Annotated in this window: 18 protein-coding genes; 15 read left to right on the top strand and 3 right to left on the bottom strand. The window is 41.0% G+C overall.

Annotated elements, in window-relative coordinates; all coding sequences use genetic code 11:
* Positions 1-83 precede the first annotated feature (83 nt).
* The 15 genes from HYS07_01985 to HYS07_02055 all read left to right on the top strand — a co-directional run bounded on the left by HYS07_01985 (position 84) and on the right by HYS07_02055 (position 17,007).
* Entirely contained in the window at positions 84-371 is a 288-nt protein-coding gene (locus tag HYS07_01985; protein MBI1869944.1) for an AbrB/MazE/SpoVT family DNA-binding domain-containing protein, read from the top strand.
* The gene (locus HYS07_01990) at positions 352-801 is read left to right on the top strand and encodes a PIN domain-containing protein (protein ID MBI1869945.1); all 450 of its coding nucleotides are present in this window, start codon (positions 352-354) and stop codon (positions 799-801) included. The genes HYS07_01985 and HYS07_01990 overlap by 20 nt, the downstream gene beginning before the upstream one ends.
* Positions 802-1,648: 847 nt before the next feature.
* A complete protein-coding gene (gene nusA / locus HYS07_01995; GenBank protein ID MBI1869946.1) occupies positions 1,649-2,959 on the top strand; it encodes a transcription termination/antitermination protein NusA in 1,311 nt (436 codons plus the stop codon).
* Positions 2,956-5,040 (top strand): translation initiation factor IF-2, encoded by a 2,085-nt coding sequence (gene infB / locus HYS07_02000; GenBank protein MBI1869947.1) that lies wholly within the window; start codon positions 2,956-2,958, stop codon positions 5,038-5,040. Before nusA ends, infB begins: the two co-directional genes overlap by 4 nt.
* Before the next feature lie 96 nt (positions 5,041-5,136).
* Positions 5,137-5,475 (top strand): 30S ribosome-binding factor RbfA, encoded by a 339-nt coding sequence (rbfA, locus tag HYS07_02005; protein MBI1869948.1) that lies wholly within the window; start codon positions 5,137-5,139, stop codon positions 5,473-5,475.
* Between the two features lie 130 nt (positions 5,476-5,605).
* Positions 5,606-6,370: a tRNA pseudouridine(55) synthase TruB gene (gene truB, locus HYS07_02010; protein ID MBI1869949.1), complete on the top strand. Its 765-nt coding sequence runs from the start codon at positions 5,606-5,608 to the stop codon at positions 6,368-6,370.
* A gap of 109 nt (positions 6,371-6,479) precedes the next feature.
* Positions 6,480-7,409: a bifunctional riboflavin kinase/FAD synthetase gene (locus HYS07_02015; protein MBI1869950.1), complete on the top strand. Its 930-nt coding sequence runs from the start codon at positions 6,480-6,482 to the stop codon at positions 7,407-7,409.
* 171 nt (positions 7,410-7,580) lie between these two features.
* On the top strand, positions 7,581-7,850 hold the full coding sequence (rpsO, locus tag HYS07_02020) for a 30S ribosomal protein S15 (GenBank protein ID MBI1869951.1): 270 nt from the start codon (positions 7,581-7,583) through the stop codon (positions 7,848-7,850).
* Between the two features lie 134 nt (positions 7,851-7,984).
* Positions 7,985-10,069, top strand: coding sequence for a polyribonucleotide nucleotidyltransferase (pnp, locus tag HYS07_02025; GenBank protein MBI1869952.1), 2,085 nt, complete (start codon positions 7,985-7,987; stop codon positions 10,067-10,069).
* Positions 10,070-10,222: 153 nt separating this feature from the next.
* Entirely contained in the window at positions 10,223-12,532 is a 2,310-nt protein-coding gene (locus tag HYS07_02030; protein MBI1869953.1) for a DNA translocase FtsK, read from the top strand.
* Positions 12,533-12,729: 197 nt separating this feature from the next.
* The gene (locus tag HYS07_02035) at positions 12,730-13,593 is read left to right on the top strand and encodes a helix-turn-helix domain-containing protein (protein MBI1869954.1); all 864 of its coding nucleotides are present in this window, start codon (positions 12,730-12,732) and stop codon (positions 13,591-13,593) included.
* Positions 13,593-14,969, top strand: a complete 1,377-nt coding sequence (gene rimO / locus HYS07_02040) for a 30S ribosomal protein S12 methylthiotransferase RimO (GenBank protein MBI1869955.1) — start codon at positions 13,593-13,595, stop codon at positions 14,967-14,969. Before HYS07_02035 ends, rimO begins: the two co-directional genes overlap by 1 nt.
* Before the next feature lie 296 nt (positions 14,970-15,265).
* A complete protein-coding gene (locus tag HYS07_02045; GenBank protein ID MBI1869956.1) occupies positions 15,266-15,625 on the top strand; it encodes a hypothetical protein in 360 nt (119 codons plus the stop codon).
* A gap of 13 nt (positions 15,626-15,638) precedes the next feature.
* A complete protein-coding gene (locus HYS07_02050; protein MBI1869957.1) occupies positions 15,639-16,109 on the top strand; it encodes a phosphatidylglycerophosphatase A in 471 nt (156 codons plus the stop codon).
* Positions 16,110-16,215: 106 nt separating this feature from the next.
* Complete coding sequence (locus tag HYS07_02055) at positions 16,216-17,007, top strand: hypothetical protein (GenBank protein ID MBI1869958.1); 792 nt, start codon at positions 16,216-16,218, stop codon at positions 17,005-17,007.
* Positions 17,008-17,137: 130 nt separating this feature from the next.
* Here the strand turns inward: HYS07_02055 and HYS07_02060 are convergent, their stop codons facing one another.
* The 3 genes from HYS07_02060 to HYS07_02070 are packed head-to-tail and all read right to left on the bottom strand — an operon-like array spanning position 17,138 to position 18,667.
* Positions 17,138-17,410: a type II toxin-antitoxin system HicB family antitoxin gene (locus HYS07_02060; GenBank protein ID MBI1869959.1), complete on the bottom strand. Its 273-nt coding sequence runs from the start codon at positions 17,408-17,410 to the stop codon at positions 17,138-17,140.
* A gap of 16 nt (positions 17,411-17,426) precedes the next feature.
* A complete protein-coding gene (locus tag HYS07_02065) occupies positions 17,427-17,876 on the bottom strand; it encodes an acyl-CoA thioesterase (protein MBI1869960.1) in 450 nt (149 codons plus the stop codon).
* Positions 17,877-17,923: 47 nt separating this feature from the next.
* The gene (locus tag HYS07_02070) at positions 17,924-18,667 is read right to left on the bottom strand and encodes a phosphoadenylyl-sulfate reductase (protein MBI1869961.1); all 744 of its coding nucleotides are present in this window, start codon (positions 18,665-18,667) and stop codon (positions 17,924-17,926) included.
* Positions 18,668-18,793: the final 126 nt, after the last annotated feature.

Genomic DNA, 18,793 nt, shown 5'->3' on the forward strand with positions numbered 1-18,793 from the left:
GTTTTTTGATCTATTTTTACGTTTAACAATTGAACTTTTTTCTGAATTCTGATATTCTGAATTCAGAAAAATGGAGGTCTTTCATGTTGCCAGCACAATCTTTTGTTGCTGAAGTGAAGTCCAGAGGGCAGTTGACTATTCCCAAGAAGATTCGGGATCAGGGCTACTTGGAAGAAGGGCAAGTGGTTTCGATTATTCCCTTGGGAGATGCCTTTTTAGTGAGCCCTAAGATGTTAGAGCTGAATGAAGCTCGAAGGGAATTAAGACGATTGCTGAAATCCTCTGGACGAAGTCTCGAAGAGTTATTGGAGGGTTTGAAAGAGACCCGAGAAACCCTCTATCAGGAACGGTATGGCCGGAAAAGACATTAGAATTTTCTTGGATTCCAATGTTATTTTATCGGGTCTTTTCTCTGAAAAGGGTGCTCCACGACTGATTCTTGATCTATTGTCCTTGGGACTTCCCCGTTTTCAAGGTTTGACAGGTCGCTATAACTTGATAGAAATTGAAAGAAATATCAAAAAGAAAATGCTTCAGGTGTGGACTTCCTATGAGAATTTTTTTCTTAAACTAAATTTTAAGATTGTTCCGATGCCCTCTTTGGACGAGATAAAGGCTTTTCAAGGTCATATTGCCGAAAAAGATGTCCCCGTGCTGGCTTCTGCTTTCAGAGGGAAAGCAGATTTTCTGGTGACGGGAGATCGTAAGGATTTTCAAGCTCTTAAAGGGAAGGATTATTCATTCAAAATTGTATCCCCTTCAGAGTTTTTGGGAGAAGTCTTACATCTTCTTCAAGATTAATAAATATTCTTGGGGTCTGAGTGACAGGATGAACAATCCATTTCAGCAGGGGACCAAACCGTTAATACGACAACAGAAGCGACACCTTTGATTTCTCCCTCACTCAGCTTTTGGAAGAAGGAAGTGCAAGAAATCTCACCTTTCAAACCTTTCCCCTCCTTACAAAGGAGGGGCAAAAACCAATACAAAGTTGGACCTAACTTTTAGTTAGGTTCAACTCAACTGCAAGGCCTATTTTGTCATCAAACCCTTGCTGGGCCTGATTCTCTGGCAAGAATGTTCAAACTTTCACGCTGGTTTTAAGAAGTGAAGTACAATGTTTTCCATCTTATCAAGTCCTCAGGAGATTAGACGTAGGAAAAACCCAAGGTTTTTTCAATCCCCTCAATCCGTCGATTTGTGGACGATTGCTTTTAACCCGGATTTCTCATCAGATTTCTTGAGCTCGACCGCCCGAGTCCGCTTTGGAGGCGAGGTTGCACGACCGAGGCCGTGTGAGGCGTACTTTACAGTACGTTGAGCAGGGCTGACCGAGTTTGTACGAAGAGACGAGGCAAAATTGGCGCTCTGAGTAGAAATGTGATGAGAAATTCTGGTTAATCCTAAAAGTGCCCAAAAATTTTGACACTATGCAAAATTAAATAATTCCTTCTTGACATCTTGATTTTATTATATAGAATTCAAATATAAAATCTTATGTCGTGTCTTCAAGAGTGGGAGAATACCCACTCTTTTTAGTTTCTGGGAAAATAATAAGTGCCTTAGTTCTATTTATTCGTTTGGTTATGTTTTTTTAAGATTTTGATTATGAATGGGTTGTGTAAAAAAGAAGCTTGAGGTGAGTGATATGAATGGCGAGTTGTTAAATGTATTAGATTTTTTGGAGCGAGAGAAGGGGATTAAAAGAGAGATTCTTATTAAAGCAGTTGAATCCTCCCTTCTCTCAGCTTCTCGGAAAGGTCTGGGGGCTCAGAAAAACACGGTCGTTATTGTCGATCCTAAGACAGGTGATATCAAGGCCGTTAATAAGATGTTGGTGGTTGAAAAAGTTGTTAATTCAAAAGAAGAATTATCCTTGGAACAAGCGAAGCAGTATAAAAATAATCCCAAAATTGGAGATGAAATCGATATCGAAATTACTCCAAAGAATTTTGGAAGAATTGCAGCTCAAATTGCCAAGCAAGTCATTATCCAGAAAATCAGAGAAGCTGAGAAAGATATTCTTTTTAACGAATATAAAGAACGTACGGGTGATTTAGTTACGGGAATTGTCAGGCGCTATGAGCGTCGCAATGTCGTTGTGGATTTGGGTAAATGTGAAGCGATTCTTCCAGTGCGCGAGCAATGTCCCACTGAAAAATATCCCATAGGCTCTCGCGTGAGGGCGTATGTGATGGAGGTTAAAGATAATCCCAAAACGCTGGAAGTCATTCTTTCTAGAACCCATGCAGGTTTATTGAAGAATCTTTTTGAGTTGGAGATTCCAGAAATTTCGGATGGAATTGTTGAGATTAAAGCCGTTGCTCGAGAAGCGGGTTTTCGTTCAAAGGTGGCTGTCCATTCCTCTTCGGAAAAAATTGATCCTGTGGGAGCCTGCGTCGGAATGCGTGGGGAGAGAATTAAAAATATTGTACGAGAACTGAATGGTGAAAAGATTGATATTGTTCTTTGGAATCCGGATCACGCTGTTTTTGTAGGAAATGCCATCAGTCCTGCGAAACTAAAGAAGGTTTATGTCTCTGAACCTGGGAAAAAAGTCGAAATTTTAGTTGAACCTGATCAACTTTCTCTTGCGATTGGCAGGAAAGGGCAGAATGCCAGACTGTGTGCAAAACTAACAGGGTATCACATTGATATTTTGGCGGATCGTGTAACCCCTATCGAAGGAGCACCGAAAGAGAAACCCGAGGTTGTGTTTTCGGCCGGGGAACGTGCGGAAGAGGCTCCCTCAGGACTCAGTCTTTCTGAGGTTCAGGGATTGGAAGAAGGGATTTTAAAAAGTTTAAGACAAACAGGCTATCGAACCGTAGAGGAAGTTTTACGTTTGCCTCCTGTTGAACTTTCAAAAGTGGTTGGATTAGATGAGGCTCAAGCCATAAGAGTTTTGGAGTGGGCGAAAAAGTTATTAGAAGATCGCAATACCAAGGTCATAAAATGAGAGTTCATGAGCTGGCCAAAGAGCTAGCGATTTCAAGCAAGGTTTTGATTGAGGATTTAAAGGTGCTGGGTTTTGAAGCTAAAAACCATATGAGCGCTTTGGATCCAAAAATCGTTGAAAAAATTCGTGCTAGAAAAAAAGAAATTCACGTGGATGTTTCTTCTAAAGAAAAAACTTCTTCGGATGTGAAGAAAAATGGAGTTTTCAAATCTGAAGAATCCATTCAACCTTCCGAGACCCTAAAAAACGCTGAAAAAAAAGCAACAGATTCTGAGAAGCCTATTTTAGAAAGCCCTCTTTCAGAGCCTTCTTCTGATAAAAAAAATCTTGAGATTGCCCTTCCCATGACGGTCAGGGATTTCGCTGGGAAAGTAGGAGTTTCGCCCAATGTGGTGATTTCAAAGTTGATTGAATTAGGAGAAATGCTGGGGCTCAATCAATTTTTGACAGATCAAGATATGGTGAGTCTTTTAGCAGGCGAATATGGTTTTAAAATTCAGTTTGTCTCTGGTGGCGAGAGGGCTTCTTCTCAAGGATCGAAGGATGAAGAAGTCGAAAAGCCGGTTCATCTAACGCCTCGCCCTCCTGTGGTTACCTTTATGGGGCATGTGGATCATGGAAAAACATCGCTTTTGGATCAAATTCGTAAGACAAAGTTGGCTGAGAGAGAGTCAGGGGGTATTACACAACATATGGGCGCCTATCAAGTTGATCTTAAGCGAGGGGGAATTACCTTCTTAGATACTCCAGGTCACGAGGCTTTTACTTTGATGCGGGCTCGAGGGGCTCAGGTGACCGACATTGTTGTCTTGGTTATTGCGGCGGATGATGGAATGATGCCTCAAACATTAGAGGCGCTTGATCATTGTCGGGCTGCGGGCGTTCCCATTATCGTTGCGATTAATAAAATGGATCGGCCGGGTGTCACTTCAGATAAGGTAAAAAGGCAATTGTCGGAAAAGAATTTGCTTCCTGAGGATTGGGGAGGACAGACTATCGTCTGCGAGGTTTCAGCAAAAACAGGTGCGGGAATTGATCATCTTCTTGAAATGATTTTACTTCAGGCTGAAATCATGGAGCTTAAAGCCGATTCAACTTTAAAGGCAAGAGGCATTGTGATTGAATCAGAATTATCGAAAGAGAGAGGGGCAACGGCTACCCTTTTGGTGCGTCAGGGAACTTTTAAGGTAGGGGATGCCGTGATTTGTGGCGCAGTTTCGGGTCGAATTAAGGCTCTCTATGATGATCAAGGAAAATTGATCGAGAAGGCAGGACCTTCAACCCCTGTTGAGCTATTGGGCCTCTCGGAAGTTCCAGAAATTGGGATTGAACTTAAAGTGGCTAAGAATGAAAAAATCGCTCGCCAACTTGCAGAGAAGAAAAAAGAAGAATTAAATGCAGGGGCTTTCATTTCTCCCAAGAAGGTGACACTGGAGGATATTTTTCAACAGATTTCAGAGAAAAGACTTAAAGAGTTACGTCTTATTCTTAAGGCAGATGTTCAGGGCTCTTTGGAGGCGTTACATTCGTGTTTGGCAAACTTAAAGAGTGAGCAGGTAGAATTAAAATTTATTCATGATGGGGTGGGGGAGATTACGGAAAATGATGTCATGCTGGCCAGTGCTTCGGGAGCGATTATCATTGGATTCCATGTCAAGATCTCTGTTAAAACACGGGATCTTGCCAAAAAAGAAGGGGTTGATATTCGTCTTTATTCAATTATTTATGAGATTGCAGATCACGTGAAGAAGGCTCTAGAAGGCTTGTTGGAGCCCATTGAGAGTGAGGTTGTGGTGGGGCATGCGCTTGTTCGACAAGTTTTTGATCTTTCAAAATATGGTAAAATTGCTGGCTGCGGCATTACGGACGGGAAGGTGTTGAGATCTTCCAAAGTTCGGGTGATTCGCAACAATGACACTGTTTTCGAAGGCATGATTCAATCCCTCAAGAGGTTTAAGGACGAGGTTAAGGAAGTCCGCGAAGGTTCAGAATGTGGAATTCGTTTAAACAGTTTTGAAGAGATTCAAGAAGGGGATACCTTAGAATTTTTTGATATCGAAAAAACTGCCCAGAAATTGTAATGAATTGCTAATCCTGCCTTTCTTTCTTCCCTAAAATTATTTTTGACAAGATGGATAAGAAATAAGCTGTATTTTAATGATGGAGATTTTTTAACAATGAAACATCGGATTCCCCGTGTCAATGAGCTGATTCGACGTGAAATCAGTGATATGCTGCAAAAGGATTTTTACGATGCCCCAAATCAAATGGTCACCGTGACCGAGGTTCGAACTTCTAAGGACTTACGCAATGCCAAAGTTTTTGTGAGTGTTTATGAAGTGGATTCCAAGAAAGAATCCATCATGAGTAAGATTCGGAAAAAAGCATTGGCCATTCAGAGGGAATTGGGAGCTCGTATTCGTTTAAGATATACACCGGCACTTCATTTTGAATTGGATGAAACAGGGGAGCAAGTAGATCATCTTGATCAGATTTTTAAAAAGTTGAATATGTAAAAATGGTTACCCGTTACCGGTTACCTGTTAAGGGTCACCACTCACCAGTCATAAGGAATTTTTTTATTGACCGTCGACTCGTGACCGGTGACGGGAGACAGGTAACGGGAGACAGGTGACAGGAGGTTTTGTGGATGGTATTTTAGTCGTCGATAAACCGGGTGGTATGACCTCTCATGACGTCGTTCTTCTAGTGAGGAGAAAATTCCAGGAGAAGAAGGTAGGACATACTGGAATCTTAGATCCCATGGCTACGGGTGTATTAATTTTAGTTTTAGGAAAAGAAACAAAAAGAGCCAACATTTTAATTGATCAAGACAAAGAGTATCAGGGGATTTTACGTTTAGGCATGGAAACAAGTACGCAAGACCGGGAGGGGAAAGTCCTTTCCACGCGAGATCCTTCAGGATTAAAACCCGACCGTGTGATTGAAGTTTTACATTCTTTTAAAGGTGAAATCGAGCAAATCCCGCCCATGGTTTCCTCAAGAAGATACCAAGGCCAGCGTCTTTATGAGCTTGCTCGCAAAGGGATTGAAGTGGAACGCCTGCCAAAATCGGTTTGGATTCATGATTTGAAGATTGATTGGATTCATCTCCCCTTTGTGTCCTTTCGTTTAACCTGTTCCAAGGGGACTTATGTGAGGACTTTGTGCCATGATGTTGGAAATAGATTAGAGGTGGGTGGCCATTTATATGCTCTTCAAAGATTAAAGTCAGGCCCTTTTACAATGGAACAAACCGTTGGATGGAATGAGCTTAATCAAATGAGTCGAGAGGATGTAAGGGCTCGTCTCTTAAATTTTGATTCAATGAGGAAACAAGGGATTTTATCTCTAGGAAAAAGGGATATTGAAGAAAATGATTTTCTCGATGAACCTTCTTGGTTGAGATAAAAATACAGTTCAACCCCGTCATTCAACCCCATCATTCGATAGGGCGGACGGGGCAAGAGTTCAAAGATTTAAGTGCTTAAAGATAAAAGATAAAGGTTTAAAGGGTTTTATGCGTGTGATAGAGGGATTAAATAATTCTAAAGAGATTAAACAACCTTGTTTGGTGACCTTAGGTAATTTTGATGGAGTTCATCTAGGTCATCAACGCATTGTTCAGGAGTTGGTTAAGAGGGCTCGTCAATCAAAGGCTTCATCGGTTTTGGTCACGTTTAATCCTCATCCCAGAAAAGTCTTAGATCCTCATACGCCTCTTCAGATGATTACTTCTTTAGAAGAGAAAATTCGTTTGGTTGGAAAACTTGACGTTGATCAAATGGTCATTATTCCTTTTGATCTGGGCTTTTCCAGAATTAGTGCGGAATCATTTGTTCGAGATATTCTTTTTCCTTCCTTGAAATTTTTAGAACTAATTGTAGGTCGAAATTTCTCTTTTGGAAGAGGTCGCCAGGGGAATGTTGATCTTTTAAAACGGTTGAGTGTAGAATTAGGATACAAAATTGATTTTGTTGAGCCTGTTCAGGCTGGAGAAAAGGTCGTTTCGAGCAGTTTAATTCGTCAATTGATTCATCACGGAAATTTTAAGGAAATACCCAAGTTTTTGGGGAGGCCCTATTCTCTTTTTGGAAGAGTGGTCAAAGGCCAAAAAATGGGAAAAAAGCTTGGCTTTCCAACCGCCAATTTGGATGTGGGAGCGTTTATTCTACCTCCTCGTGGAGTCTATGCCGTTCGGACTAAGGTTTTAGGAGAGAAGGTCTTAGGCCTTGCAAATATTGGAGTTCGGCCGACCTTTACGCAAGATAAAGTTTTGACTTTTGAAGTTCATCTTTTAGATTTTGATAAGGATATTTATGGAGAGGATTTGGAAGTTACTTTTCTAGAATATATTCGAGATGAGCGGTTCTTTCAAAATCAAGATCAATTGTGTCAGCAAATTGAAAAAGATATTGAGGGATTGAAGAGAAAAGTTTCTTCATGCTAACGGAATAGCATGTGCTATAATGGGGCTCGTTTAATTTAAAATCCAAAAATCAAGATGCAAAATGACATATTAAAATCCAAAATTTCTGATGCTAGTGCAGGGGAGGCATTTTAAGTTTTACATTGTCATTTTGATTTTTGCGTTTTCATAGTCAAGTTAAGGAGAGAGGATATGTCGTTAGAAAAGAGTAAAAAGGAAGAAATTAAACAAACTTATCGAGTTCATGAGAAGGATTCGGGCTCTCCAGAGGTTCAAGTTGCCTTGTTGACCGAAAGGATTAATGGCCTGACCAAACATCTTCAAGGACATGTGAAAGATCATAGTTCTCGCAGAGGTCTTTTAAAGATGGTAGGTCACAGGAGACGTCTTTTGGATTATCTCAACAAGCAAGATACGGATCGCTATCAAAGTCTGGTAGGGAAGCTTAATTTAAGAAAATAATAACATTGTATCCATGTGCTCATGTATCTATGTATCAATTTACCAATATGTTAAAGCCAATACATTGGAAAATTGACACATTGGTGCACATGCACGTGGATGCGTCTTTAAATGAAAGGTGAAGGATTAAAGGCATGATACAAAAAGAAGAAACAACCATAGGAAATAAAAAGATTATCATTGAATCAGGGAAAATGGCAAAACAGGCTGATGGAGCTGTAACCGTCCAATTGGGGGAAACCGTCGTTTTGGTGACTGCAGTTGCGAGTTCTAGTGTGAGAGAAGGTACAGATTTTTTCCCACTCACGGTTGATTATCGAGAGAGATTGGCGGCAGCTGGAAAATTTCCAGGAGGCTATATTAAAAGAGAGGGGCGTCAGACTGAAAAAGAGATTTTGACCGCTCGTTTGACAGATCGTCCTTTAAGACCTCTTTTCCCGGATGGTTTTTTAAATGAGGTTCAGATCATGGCTCAGGTTTTGTCCGCAGATGATGACAATGATCCAGATATTTTGTCAATCATTGGGGCTTCCGCAGCGCTTCACCTTTCTGATATTCCTTTTTCAGGTCCGGTCGGGGCTGTTCGAGTGGGACTTAAAAAGGGTCATTGGATCATCAATCCCACTTATTCAGAACTTAAAGAAAGTGAATTGGATTTAGTGGTGGCTGGAACTGAAAAGGCTATTTTAATGGTTGAAGGATCTGCTCACGAGATTTCTGAAAGTCAGATGGTTGAGGCTCTTCAAGCGGGACATGCTGAAATTAAGAAGCTCGTTCGCTTACAGAATACTTTGAGAAAAAACGGGGGTAAGGCGAAACAAGAGTTCTCTCTTTTTCAAGTGGATCCAGCTGTATTAGAGGCTATGAAAAAATATTTGAGTGGGAAAATCGAAGGGGGATTGGTGGTCCCCGAAAAAGGGAAGAGAGAAGAGACCTTGGCTCATCTTTATGATGAAGTGAAAGAGGTCTTGACGGCTCAATTTCCTGAGACGCCAGAGCTGATGTTCAAAGAGGCCTTTGCTCAAATAGAGAAGTCCAAAGTTCGTCGCATGATTGTAGAAAAAGGAATTCGTAACGACGGAAGAAACTCCAAAAACATTCGCCCGATTGCCTGTGAAGTGGGCCTTCTTCCACGAACCCATGGTTCAGCTTTATTTACCCGAGGGGAAACTCAAGCGCTTGCAGTAGCAACACTAGGAACTCCAGACGATGCTCAGAAAATGGAGGGTTTTGAAGGAGAAACTTCAAAATCCTTTATGCTTCATTATAATTTTCCTCCCTTCAGTGTGGGTGAAGTGAAACCTGTTCGAGGTCCCGGCCGACGAGAGATTGGGCATGGAGCCTTGGCTGAGCGTTCTCTTTTGGCAGTGCTCCCTCCAGCATCTGATTTTCCTTACACCATTCGTATTATCTCCGATGTTTTAGAATCCAATGGCTCAAGCTCTATGGCAACGGTTTGCGGTGGAACACTTTCTTTGATGGATGCAGGAGTTCCCATTACAGCGCCGGTAGCGGGGGTTGCCATGGGACTTATTCTTGAACCTGATAAGTCTGTCGTTTTGACTGATATTCTGGGTTCAGAAGATCATTTGGGGGATATGGATTTTAAGGTGGCAGGAACTCGCAAAGGAATTACCGGATTTCAAATGGATTTAAAAATTGAAGGGCTTGAAGAACCTATTTTAAAGCAGGCCTTGGAAGAAGCTAGAATAGCTCGCTTTCATGTTTTAGAAATGATGGCAAAAGCAATCTCTCAGCCTCGAGGGAGTATTTCTGAACATGCTCCAAGGATTGTAGCGATTAAGATTAATCCTGAGAAGATTGGGCTTTTGATTGGTCCAGGTGGGAAGACCATCAAGAAGATTATTGAAGAGACCCAGACAGAGATTAATATTGAAGATGATGGAACGGTTTCCATTGCTTCTTCAAAGAGTGAGCGGGTAAAGCTTGCCATTGAAAAGATTGAAGGCTTGACGGCAGATGTTGAGATTGGAAAAATCTATAAAGGGCGTGTAAAAAATATTCTGGATTTTGGAGCCTTTGTGGAAGTTTTACCTGGCAAAGAAGGTTTGGTTCATATCTCTCAACTTGCCGATCATCGGGTGCAAAAGGTAGAGGATATTTTGAAGGTTGGCGATACCGTGATGGTAAAAGTGACCGAGATCGATGAGCGAGGCCGAATTAATCTGAGCCGAAAGGCTGCTCTGGCTGAATCTTGATTGCGTGAAACCTCTGAAAAAGGCCCATCTACTGCGTTTGCCCGCTGCGCTTCTTTGTGCGGCGTACAGAAAAAAGTACGCCTCCTCCCTCGCTCGCAGGCGCCTTGCATATGGGACCTTTTTGAGAGGTTTCCATACATAATATGCGTAAAAATGCGTAAAAAAAATTTACGGTTGAAAAAAACTCCATCAGGACGCTGGGGCGAGGTTCTTGGAATTCTTTTGATGGGGATGAGTGCCTTTGTCTTTTTAGGCCTTATTTCTTATACTCCTTTGGATATTTCTTTCCATACGGCTCACCCGCATGATCCTCCTTATAATTATGTCGGGTTGATGGGAGCTTGGTTTTCTTTCTTCGCCTTTTTTATTTTGGGACTTGCCGCTTTTCTCATTCCCCTTTTGATGGGTGTGATGGGCTTCCAAGGTTTTTGGAGGCCTTTGGCCCGAAAGTGGTGGGTGAGTTTTTCATGGATGCTCATTGCCCTGATCAGTGGTTCGTGCCTTCTTGAATTGCAGGCTCAAGTGTATCTTTATTCATCCGCGAGGCATTTTGGATTAGCCCAGATGAGTCCTGGGGGAATATTAGGACAGTGGATTTTAAGGAGGGCCTTGATCAAATGGATTGGAAAAGAAGGTTCTTATATTCTGCTTTATTCTCTTTTTCTGGCCGCCGTGGTGTTCTTGTTAGAGCTCAAACTTTCTGAAATTGGACGAGGAGTGTGGACTCATGTCTCAAATTTCTTTTTAAAGTGGCCTCAGAAAATACTTAAATTTTTAGCTTTTTTGAAGAATCGAGCCCTTGCTTTTAGAACCTCTCAAAATCTTAAACGAAATGAGATTCCTGTGATTAGAATTGGAAGAAGGGTTATTCCATCTAAGAAGGAGACTGAGGAAGAAAATAAAACCATTTTGAGCCTTGAGAGGAGAAAAACTCCTGTCGAAGAGAAGAAAGTTGAAAAGGAAAAACCCAAATCAGGGGAAGAAAAGATTCAGTTGGAACTTATTTCTTCTTGCGGTTATCAGTTGCCACCGCTCAAGCTTTTAGAGGATGGAGTCGCTCCAGTCTCTCAGGAAATAGGGACGGAAGATCTTGAACGCAATGCAGAGATTTTGAAAACAACATTGGCAGAATTTGGCGTTGAAGTCGATGTAGTTGATATTACAAAGGGTCCTGTTATTACGCGTTACGAGCTTCAGCCGGCTCCTGGGGTGAAGGTTCAAAAAATTACCGCTCTTTCAAATGACATTGCTTTAGCCATGAAGGCGACCAGTGTACGCATGGTGGCCCCCATCCCTGGAAAGGCTGCCGTTGGGGTTGAAGTCCCCAATTCGACAAGCACCATGGTGACGTTAAAGGAGCTGTTGACGTCGGAAGAATTTAGAAGTGCTCGTAAGAAAATTCCTTTGGCTCTGGGAAAGGATGTTTCAGGGCTGCCGATTGTTGCTGATTTATCTGAAATGCCCCATCTTTTAATCGCAGGGGCCACAGGATCTGGAAAGAGTATTTGTCTGGGCTCCATCATTTTAAATATTCTTTTTTATGCGACGCCAGATCATGTAAGGTTTTTGATGATTGATCCCAAGATGATTGAACTTTCTGTTTTTAATCAAATCCCTCACTTGGTGATTCCCGTGATTACCGAACCTCGTAAAGCGGCTGCAGGTTTAGGTTGGCTGGTGACTGAAATGGAACGTCGTTATAAAGTTTTTGCAGAGATGGGCGTTCGAAACATTGAGGGCTTTAATGAACGGGTTCGAAAAGAAGAAGTCATTCTTCAAGCTCAAGACACCCCCCTTCAACCCTTCCCTTATATTGTTGTGGTGATAGATGAACTGGCGGATCTTATGACGGTGGTCTCTCATGAAGTTGAAAATAGCATTGCTCGACTCGCTCAACTCTCTAGGGCGGTGGGGATTCATTTAATTCTAGCAACTCAAAGGCCTTCGGTGGATGTGATTACAGGGGTGATTAAGGCTAATTTCCCTGCACGGATCTCTTTCCAAGTTTCGTCCAGAGTAGATTCCAGAACCGTGTTGGATACCATTGGTGCGGATAAACTTTTAGGAAAAGGGGATATGCTTTTTATGCCGCCGGGTTCGTCAAAATTAATTCGAGCACAAGGAGCCTATCTGCGGGATGCTGAAATTAAAAGGGTATTGGAATTCATCAAGGCCCAGAATGTTCCTTCTTCTCCTGAGCCTACTGCAGAGGAAATTATTGAAAAGGCGCAAAGTTCCAATATGGATCTTAATTTACTCGATGATGAAAGTCTTCTTGAAGAAGCCATTCAAATCATTCGTCTGACCCAGCAGGCTTCTGTCTCTATTTTACAGAGGAAGTTGAGAATTGGGTATAGTCGGGCAGCTCGAATCATGGATCTTTTAGAGGAAAGAGGAATTGTAGGACCTTATAAGGGGAGTAAGGCAAGAGATATATTGATCGATGCTGAGGTTGGGGAATGAGAATTGAAACCTCTCAAAAAGGCCCATCTGCTGCGTTGGCTGCTTCGCTCAGTCGTGCGACGTACGGAAAAATGTACGTCTCCTCCAACGCTCGCAGCGCTCTTCCCTCTGGGACCTTTTTGAGAGGTTTCCAATCATTCAAGGTTTCAAATTATACAAGATAATGGATAAAGGGTAAGTTTTTTAAAGGAGTTATTATGGATGCTTTGGGGCAAAAGTTAAGGGAAGCGAGAGAGGGGAAGGGCCTTTCCATTGAGGAGGTCGCTCGGATGACGAAGATTCCTGACAAAATCATCGAGGCGATTGAACAGAGCTACTACGAAGAGCTCCCGGCCCCTATTTATGTGAAGGGCTTTTTAAAACTTTATGCCCGCTATGTAGGCCTTGAACCTAATGAAGTGATTCAAGATTATCAAAGACTGCAAGGAAGAGAGACAAAACAGGTTCTGATCCTTGAAGGAGAAAAGGTCAAAGGGCCGTCCTTTTTTAAAGTAGCCATGGGTTCCTTATTTCAACTTTATAGATTAACTTTAACTTTTCTTAAAAAAATTTCAAAGACGGTTTGGCTTGGGGTTGGAGGAGGGGTTTTATTGATCAGTTTATTAATGATTTTAATCGGATGGCTTCATTCTAAGCCTCTTAAAACAGAGCCTTCTCCCAGCGACGTTCTTTTAGAAAAATATTCCTCGACGAGTTTAATCACTTCTCCAGTCATTCAAACGGATTCACTCAATACGGGTCAAGAGGCTTCTCTTGTAGGCAAAGATAAACTTTCTGTAGTCAATCCTGTTTCTGATGTTACCTCCTCGTCAGATTTGGTGTTGGTGGCAGAGGCAAAGGAGCGTGTCTGGATTCGGGTTCGTGGCGATGATCAACGTATTTTTGAGGGGATATTAAAAAAGGGGTCAAGAGAGACCTGGCATGCTCATCAATTTTTTAGTTTAAAAATTGGTAAACCTGAAGCAATCCATTTAACCTTGAATGGAAAAGATTTGGAACCTCTTAAAGGAAGTCGAAAGATTAAGGAGGTTCGAGTCAATAAGAATGGATGGGTAAAATAATGATGGAACAAATTAAAGTTGGTTTAGTGAGTTTGGGATGCCCTAAGGCGCTTGTCGATTCTGAGGTCATGGCTGGGGTTCTTAAAACTCATGGCATAAGCCTTTGTCGTGAGGCCCAGGAGGCAGATGTGATTGTCATCAACACCTGCGGGTTTCTTCAGGCCTCGACCCAAGAATCCATGGATACCATTGGAGTCATGAAGCGTTTAAAAAAAGAGGGAAAATGTCGAGGCTTGGTTGTGGCTGGATGTCTTGTAGAAAGATATCCTGAGCGAATCATGAAGGAGCATCCAGAAGTGGATGCTATTTTGGGGACGTCTCATTTTGAAGAAGTAGCTATGGCAGTGGAAAAGGTTTTAAAAGGGGAACGCTATCGTGCCCTTTCCCGTCAAAAAAATCTTTTAAGCCATCGAAGCCCCATTGACCGATTGACTCCCAAGCATTTTGCCTATGTAAAGATCGCTGAGGGGTGTGATCACCCCTGCCGCTTTTGCGTCATTCCTCGGATTAAAGGCCGGCATCAAAGTCGTAGCATAGAAGATATTGAAATGGAAGTTCAAACCTTAGCTCATCGGGGGACCAAGGAGATTGTGCTTGTTGCCCAAGATTCCACAGATTATGGTCGGGATATTTATCAAGAACAGCGCTTACCGCAGCTTTTAAGAAGGCTTTGTAAAATTGAAGGGATTGAGTGGATTCGAATTCTTTATGCATATCCCTCTTATGTTTCTAAAGAGCTGGTGAGTGTGATGGCCTTGGAGCCTAAAATTTGCAAATATTTAGATATTCCCCTTCAGCACGCAGATGATGAAATGTTGAAGGCGATGGCACGGATGGGAAGTCAAAAGGAATACCGTGATTTAATTCGTTTGATGAGAAAGGAAATTGACGGGTTGGCCCTAAGAACAACTTTTATTGTTGGATTTCCTGGCGAGACCGAAGAGCGTTTTCAAAATTTATTAGATTTTATGAAGGAAATCCGATTTGAAAGGCTAGGCGTCTTTGAATTTTCAAGAGAGCCCGGGACCTATGCTGACAAGTTAGAGGATCAAGTTCCACAAGAGTTGAAGGAGACCCGAAAAGATAGAGCCATGAAGCTTCAACAGGAAATTTCTAAAGGTTTCACAAAAGAATGGGTTGGTAAATCTTTAAGTGTTCTTTGTGACCAGAGGGGACAGGATCCACGTTTCATGGAGGCACGGGCCTATTTTGATACTCCAGAAATTGACGGCGCTGTTTTTGTTTACGATGATCAGAAAATCCTTCAACCCGGAGATCAATGTTCTGTGAAGGTAATCGAGGCCTTGGAATATGATTTGGTGGGAGAAATGAACAATAATGGAAATTCAAAAATCAAATATCAAAAATCAAAATGACAATGCAAAACTTAAAATATCTCCCTTTCAATAGCATTAGAAATTTTGGATTTTAGTATGTCATTTTGATTTTTGACTTTTGAATTTTGGATTAACAATTGTTATAAGGTTATTCTCTCATGCGTTCTTGTGTCTTAAAGCTATTGATAACGGGCCTTATTGTATATTTCCTCTATCAGAAGATTTTCTTTTTCCGTCTCATCGCTTCTGGTCTTTTCGTGATCGCTTGTTTTTTTTGTCCGAGGGCCAGAACTATCATTAATCGGGGTCATGATCGTGAAAAGATATTTTTGTTTTTGGGGAATAAAATTTTAATTTCCTCCGTCTTAATTGTGCTCGCTGATTTAAAGGTTGTTCATGTGGCTATTATTGCTTGGGTGATTGGTATTGAATTTCTTCTTTCAGGGGTTGATTTGCTTAAGCGATCCTTGTATCAGGAATCTTCACAATCCCTTTTCTTTTACAAAAAGAGTTTTCTTGAGATTTTTCTCCTCTTTTTTTTATTAATGATATTTGCCTTTCAGAGTTCTTTATCGGTCTTTTTTTATCAATTTGTTCAAATGGGAATCAGTTTGGTTTGGGTTTTTCTTGCAGCCTTTTTTATGATTTCTTCTCTTGTCTCGAAGAGGTTTCAAGCGCTGCTTAAAGAGGCGTAAGAAAGATCATCGTATGAAGAAAAAACTTGTCCTTCTTTTTTCCTCCTTTTTTTACATCGGGTTTTCTCCTATCGCTCCTGGAACGGTTGGAACTTTAGGTGGAGTGGGTCTTTATTTATTGTTTCGCTTTCTCCATATTGGAAGGTGTGAAGAAATTCTTTTCCTGTTGATTCTCTTACCTATAGGAATTTGGATTTCTGGTCTTGCAGAGGAAATTTTAAAAGAAAAAGATCCAGGTCCTGTGGTGATCGATGAAGTCATTGGTTTTTTAGTGACGATGCTTTGGATTCCTTTTTCCTGGTTTTCCCTTATTGCAGGTTTCCTTTTAAATCGTTTTTTTGATATTTGGAAACCCTTTCCAGTTCGTCATCTTCAAAATTTAAGAAAAGGGTGGGGCATTGTCTTGGATGATATTCTTTCGAGTTTTTATGCCCATTGTTTTCTTCGATTTTTCTTATTTTTGTTAAAAATAAAATTATCATAACATTCGTTATATAAATAACTTATATTAATAATTTTTTTTATAAATTCCTTTGACATAGGAAAGGTAAAAAGCTACGATGGGATCACTTTCGAGGTGAGGTTTTTCTATGCCAGAGCAAAAGGTATCCACAAAGAAGCGGATGTCATCCTCCAAAAACGTTCTTTTTCCTGAAGAAAAACCTTTCTTATCTCCCAGTGATCGTCTTGAGCAAATTTTAAATTCTCCCGTCAATGCTTTAAACCTTGCTTTAAAGGGAACTCGATTAGAGGGGTGTATTCAAGAATTAATGGAGCATCTGGATGAAGTGGGAATATGTCTTAAACCCTATTTTTATCTGAGCGATGGGTACGGGACGTGTGAGGGGACTGCTAACATTGGTCTAGCTTTTTGGGATGTCGATCAGACTTTGGCTACTATTGGGGCAAGATTTCTGGGTGAGCTCTATCATCTCTGGGATATTCGGATGGTTTTAAGACATGAAATGGGGCATGCCTTTTGTTATTCATACAAGCTCTATCGGTCAAAAGAATTTAGAGAGGTTTTTAAGGTTAGAGGACATTTTTTTAATACTTACCCGATAAATGATTGTTATAAACGTAATCCCCAAAGTACAGATTTTGTAAATCCCTGTGGTGATTGTTACGCCCAAAAACATCCGGACGATGATTTTGCTGAGACTTTTGCGACATTGCTTGACCCTAGAACAAATTGGAGAAGGGTTTACCGGAACCGAAAGGGGGCATTCCATAAGCTTTTTTTTGTGGAGTCTTTAATTAAAAAATGGGGTAAAAAACCTGTTCTTGTAAAAAATGATCTTTCTAAGATTTATGGTCCCGTAGAAGAGATTTCCTCTTCGGTTAGGACATTTTTTGCAGGGAAGAGGGCGGATAGGAATTAAACGCAAGACTTCAATTTGAAAACTATACTTTAAAAAATAGCATGGCTTCCCTTTTGTCGATCTAATTCAAAACCAAGATGTTTAGCGATTCGAGTTAAATCCTTAGCTTTTAACTGAGGAAGATAAGGGCTCATGCGGCAATATGAATAGGTTTAATAATAACATCTTCAGAAGGGATTGGATCATGATGTTCTTTTAGACTTTCAATATAGAGCTTAATAGCTTCCTCGATGTTTTTGATAATTTCCTCATAAGTTTCTCCCTGAGAATGACATCCTTTGAGGGCTGGACAGAAGGCGTGGTACCCTCCCTCCTCCTCATGCTCAATGATAACTGTATCAGGGTTTTTTATAGAATTCTGAATGTAACATCGTGGGCGTAATACCGCGTAAAATGCCCACATGTCAACAGATTTAATTTTAAGCGTCCGATTTTTTCTTCTCTTTTGCGTATTTTAAACTGAGCTCTTTCCTGAGTCGGGCATCTTCAAAATTTCTTTTTTCTTCTTCTGTTTCAAGAATCAGTTGGGGGACTGTTTGAGGCTTCCCTTGGGAGTCGATGGCGACCATGGTAAAATAACAGGTGTTGGTGTGGGTTCGGATTTTAGTGATCAAATCTTCCGCGTCAATATTGATTCCAACTTCCATGGAGGTATTTCCTACGTAGCGAATCGTTGCATCAAAGGTGACCAGTTGTCCAATTCGAACGGGGGATTCAAAACTGACTCGATCAACCGAAGCGGTAACACAAATAGATTGCGCATGTCGGCAGGCGCATACATAAGCTACTTTATCTGCAATGCTTAAAATGACTCCGCCATGGACAGACCCAAGGTGATTGGCATCATTCGGCATCATGAGCTGGGACATGAGGGTTCTGGATTCTGATATCCGTTTAGTTTTTATTGATAAACTCCTTAATTTTGATTTTTGACTTTTGATTTTTGGTTTTCATTTTCCCCTTCCGGATCTACTTTTTTTAGGAAAGTATGGATTCCACATTCTAATTTTCCTTTACCAACCCATCGGCCGGACCTTTCATGAGAGCCTTCACCTACCGATTGAGTGCAAGGTTCACAGCCAATGCTGGGATACCCTTGATCATGAAGAGGATGATAAGGGACTTTGTGCTGATAAAGATAATTCCAAACTTCTTTTTTGGTCCAGTTCGCCAAAGGGTTGATTTTAATCAGTCCGCCTTCATATTCTTCTAAAATATGGGTATTCACTCGTGTGGGTGATTGATCTCGTCTGAGAGCACTAATCCAGGCCCGTAACCCTTTGATCGCTCGCTGCATGGGTTCAACCTTATTCATATGGCAGCAGCGGTCTGGATCATCATGATAGGGATGGGGACTAATGGTTTTGAAAAGTTCTTCTTTAGAAATAAGCGCTTGATATTCGATAATATTGACCCCGTACTTTTGAATAACCTTTTCTTTAAATTCCAAGGTTTCTTTAAAATGAAAACCGGTATTAAGAAAAATAATTTTCATTTTTGGATTGATTGTGCTGATCATGTGAATCAGAACCATCCCACTGGCACCAAAACCTGTGCTCATGGCAATATCAGGCCAAAACTCTTTTAGGGCCCATTCGAGAATTTCTCGAGGACCTGAGTGATTAAATCCTATCGATTTTTCTGAATACTTTTTCTCCATAACGTTTATTATAGTACAACTATGAAAATATCAAAAATCAAAATGACAAATCAAAATTAAAATGTTTCTATGATAAAATGAAACCTCTAGAAAGTAGAGGTAGGCGTTAATTATTTTTAAACTTTG

This window comes from Chlamydiota bacterium (assembly GCA_016178055.1).
Lineage (GTDB): Bacteria > Auribacterota > JACPWU01 > JACPWU01 > JACPWU01 > JACOUC01.